This window comes from Gelidibacter sp. (assembly GCF_035515035.1).
Classification (GTDB): Bacteria; Bacteroidota; Bacteroidia; order Flavobacteriales; family Flavobacteriaceae; genus Gelidibacter.
Map to the genome: position 1 here is coordinate 1 of NZ_DATJCA010000140.1, position 3,617 is coordinate 3,617.

7 protein-coding genes are annotated in these 3,617 nt (G+C 36.9%); 5 read left to right on the plus strand and 2 right to left on the minus strand.

Annotated features, from left to right (window positions below; all coding sequences use genetic code 11):
- The coding region (locus VLZ86_RS16325) for an SGNH/GDSL hydrolase family protein (protein ID WP_414652555.1) at positions 1-171 on the plus strand (171 nt) is incomplete at its 5' end.
- A gap of 98 nt (positions 172-269) precedes the next feature.
- On the opposite strand, the gene VLZ86_RS11400 is transcribed toward VLZ86_RS16325, so the two are convergent.
- Positions 270-632 carry a VOC family protein gene (locus VLZ86_RS11400; protein WP_325451408.1) on the minus strand — a complete coding sequence of 121 codons (363 nt, stop codon included), beginning with the start codon at positions 630-632 and terminating at the stop codon, positions 270-272.
- 520 nt (positions 633-1,152) lie between these two features.
- Between VLZ86_RS11400 and VLZ86_RS11405 the strand changes: the two genes are divergently transcribed.
- Together VLZ86_RS11405 and VLZ86_RS11410 are read left to right on the plus strand one after the other, a co-directional pair.
- Positions 1,153-1,764 (plus strand): FMN-binding negative transcriptional regulator, encoded by a 612-nt coding sequence (locus VLZ86_RS11405; protein ID WP_325451410.1) that lies wholly within the window; start codon positions 1,153-1,155, stop codon positions 1,762-1,764.
- A 1-nt stretch (position 1,765) separates the two neighbouring features.
- Positions 1,766-1,972 carry a GDCCVxC domain-containing (seleno)protein gene (locus VLZ86_RS11410; protein ID WP_325451412.1) on the plus strand — a complete coding sequence of 69 codons (207 nt, stop codon included), beginning with the start codon at positions 1,766-1,768 and terminating at the stop codon, positions 1,970-1,972.
- 222 nt (positions 1,973-2,194) lie between these two features.
- Here VLZ86_RS11410 and VLZ86_RS11415 read toward each other — a convergent pair whose 3' ends face one another.
- Entirely contained in the window at positions 2,195-2,539 is a 345-nt protein-coding gene (locus tag VLZ86_RS11415) for a DUF6249 domain-containing protein (protein WP_325451414.1), read from the minus strand.
- A gap of 168 nt (positions 2,540-2,707) precedes the next feature.
- Between VLZ86_RS11415 and VLZ86_RS11420 the strand changes: the two genes are divergently transcribed.
- Together VLZ86_RS11420 and VLZ86_RS11425 are read left to right on the plus strand one after the other, a co-directional pair.
- Positions 2,708-3,298: an RNA polymerase sigma factor gene (locus VLZ86_RS11420; RefSeq protein ID WP_325451416.1), complete on the plus strand. Its 591-nt coding sequence runs from the start codon at positions 2,708-2,710 to the stop codon at positions 3,296-3,298.
- A partial coding sequence (locus VLZ86_RS11425; protein WP_325451418.1) for a hypothetical protein occupies positions 3,279-3,617 on the plus strand: 339 nt, incomplete at its 3' end. The genes VLZ86_RS11420 and VLZ86_RS11425, both read left to right, overlap by 20 nt.

Here is a 3,617-nt window from a genome sequence, read left to right on the forward strand (position 1 = left end):
TACCTATTATCCAAAGAAGAAATCAATCAAGATATTGACAGCATGGTCGACGGCGTTCATCCCAATGATATTGGAATGATGAAGTATGCTGATGCATATGAGAAAAGATTGAGAGAGATTTTTAACGAACCCGTGAAGGAAATCAGCACTCCGGTATCAATTACTCGCTAAGATGTGAATACTATGAAATGTCCCCGTTGATACTAATCTTTAACATCATGATAGGTTGAGGTTAGTATCAAAAATGCGTTCGTACTTCTATATCTTTCTTAAAGACCTTGCATGTAAAAGACATTATACTTATGATCGTCGGGGTCTGCAAAAACAAAACCATAGTATCCCTTTCCAAATTCTTCTGGCTTGGAAATAATTTTTCCACCTGCTCGCTCAACCTCTTTCGCCCAATTATCCACCTGGTCTTTGCTTTGGGCGGAAAGAGTGAATAAAACTTCGTTCGCTTTTTTTGAATCGGTTATGTCACCTTTTATACTGGTTTTGAGTATGTCTCTTAAAAAAAAGTGCATGATAAAGTTATCTTCACCAACCAAAAAACTCGTCAATTCTTTAGAGTTACCATTTGGTTTAAACCCTAATTCAGTGTAAAATTTAGTTGTTCGCTCTAAATCGCTCACGGCCAAATTTGACCATATCTTTTTGGGATTCATAATCTTTAAATTTTTGATAATCCATATGGAAGTGTTTTATTCTTCTTATATATGGGAATAAACGTTATTTCTAAACATACTAAAGTGCACGCTTGTTTTTAATGTAGTATTTGATCAGGGGCTGCTTATCAGAGGTTTTTGGATCCGCTTAGGGTTTTACATCTTTGCAGCCAATTTCCCTGATAGTTTTAATTTTTGTTCAACTTCTTCAGACCAAGAGCCAATAGAAAGCCTCATGCAGTTTTCAAAATGATTTTGCAGGGTAAACATCCCTCCAAGGAGCAATGCCTATATTTTTCCTGATCGCCCTATCAAACAGTTCTGTAGTATTTATTTTTTATCGAACTGGCCCCAAGGCAAGCCCACCCTGAGGCCAGCTTGTTTTGGTTCCTTCTGGAAAATATTCAGCTATGGCATTTGGAGCATGAAGAAGAGGGGAATTCCGTTGAAAATTCAGTAAATTGTCCATTCGTTTAAACCATGTCGCATGTACGTACCCAATTCTTTTAAGTTCGAAAATTTGGCAGATCAAGTAACCTTTATGAAACGCTATAGTTTTGCCACGATCGTAACCTGCAAAGACCAAATCCCAACAGCCACTCAGCTGCCGTTTCTAGTCGACGAGCATACAGGGAATGTGGTATTAAGTTCACACTTTTCAGCAGCCAATGAGCAGAGCAGATACATTGAAGAGAATACTTCTTTGATCATCTTTTCTCAACCGCATGCATATATCTCACCCCGACATTATGATAAGCAAGAAAGTGTGCCCACTTGGGATTATATTGCAATTCATGCTTATGGGAAAGCTAAGATCATTCATGATGAGGCCGCAAAACTGAAAGCACTAGAAAAGATGATCGCCTTTTATGAACAGGAGTATATGGAGCAATGGGAAGGCCTTTCTGACGCGTTCAAAATGGGCATGGTGAAAGGGATTGTCGTATTTGAAATTGAGGTTTCAGACTTACAGGGACAACAAAAATTGAGTCAGAATAAAAAGGAAAATGAGCGCGAAAGAATTATCCAGGATCTAGAGAGAAGTACAGATTGCGTGGATAGAGATTTGGCAACTTATATTCGTGATTTGTCGAAATAGTATGAAAATAATAACCACATCGATTGTTACCTGTCCCAAGTACGGATATAAAAAGGAAGAAGAAATGCCTACAGATTCTTGCCAGTTTTTTTATGAAAGTGAAAATTGTACGACTCTTTTGAGGCCGCTGGAAGGTGATTGTTGCGTATACTGTCGTTATGGTACCGTTAAATGCCCACCCGTGCAACACGGGGAATCTTGTTGTTAAGACGCCAAGTTGAAAGACATGATGAGTATCTGAATAAGAGAGGCTCCATCAGAAATGCGTTCTCGCTTCTTTATCCTCGTCAGATCCTTATATAGAAAAGACATCAAAGCAATGACCGCTACAGATCTTGATCTATGCACTGACCTTGTGGGCAGTGCATAGGTTTGTAGGATTTTTGTTTGATAAGTCCAATCATTAGGTTGATTAATTTTTGATCGGCATTCATTTATCGATGTTTTTCGTTGCTTTGAAACCTATAAGCAGGGCCGCACCAGCCATGATGAAGATGCTTGCTGGATACAAAGCGTTATCGTTTAACGACGTGTAGGTGGTTAGTAATAAGGCGATAAAAACTCCTATTCCTACGCCCATTAATAAGAGGCCCAGGTTTAGAAGAATAATTCTACCAAATGAGGTACTATGCTGACGGCCGCTCATGAAAATGCTTGCGTCTACCCCTTTCTCTATGAGTGCTAAACGCTCTTTGTTTCTAGTTGATAAATAAAGATAAAAGATACCAAAAACGGCTAAAAAAAAACTAATTGGGATTAAAGTGCCTGCGATCATGATTTTTTGTTTTAAATGATTAATTGAAGTATATGCCCTATGACGACAAGTTTTTCAATTTGGTTACACGCTGCATTCAAAAAATATTTTCACCAACTAATCTGTAACCAAATTGGTATCCTTGTCGTCTGATCATTATGTACAGGATAGAGGAGAATTCACCACCATATGAACAATATAGACGATCAACATCATATCAATCAAATAATCGCTGGGAATTCGGATGAATTCGCAGTATTGGTCGATCGGTATAAGGATCTAGTATTTACTCTAGCGTATAAAATGGTTAAAAACAGGGAAGAAGCGGAGGAAGTAGCTCAAGATGCATTTGTAAAAACATATAAGTCACTTCATACTTTTAAAGGAGAATCTAAGTTTTCAACCTGGGTTTACAAGATCACCTACCATACTTGTCTAGACCATTTGAAAAGAAGAAAAAAAGAAAATAGCATTGTATACATTGAAGATTTTAATGAACTTCATATCAAGGCAATCGAAGATGTTTTGGGAGATATTGATGAGAAGGAAAGAAATAAAAAAGTTCAAGACTGTCTGCATTTGCTATCCGGTGATGATGCATTTTTATTAACTTTATATTATTTTGATGACCTGTCGACAGAAGAGATTTCAATCGTTATGGGCATTAATGCAAATAATATAAAAGTCAAACTTTTTAGAAGTAGAAAAAAATTAGCCTCCATTTTAAGGGAGAGATTAGGGCCAGAAGTAGTAGACTATTATGAAAGAGAGCGAAGATAAAAAATTAGAAAAATTGGTAGATCATTTGATGAAGGGAACCGAATTGGAATCTCCATCGTTTGATTTTACCTCAAAAGTAATGTTGCAAGCGTTGGCTACCAGAACCAATAAAGCGACCGTATATAAAGCGTTGATTCCAACATCAGTTTTTATTGGAATATTAGCAGGTTTTATCACGTTAACTATTTATCTCCTTACGAATGCTGACATACAAACAAACAATTGGTTTTTAACGATGGACTTAAGCTCAATTGATACCTTCACGTCAACTTCTTTTTTTGAATTTTCTAAAATAACAACATATTCTGTTGTATTTACA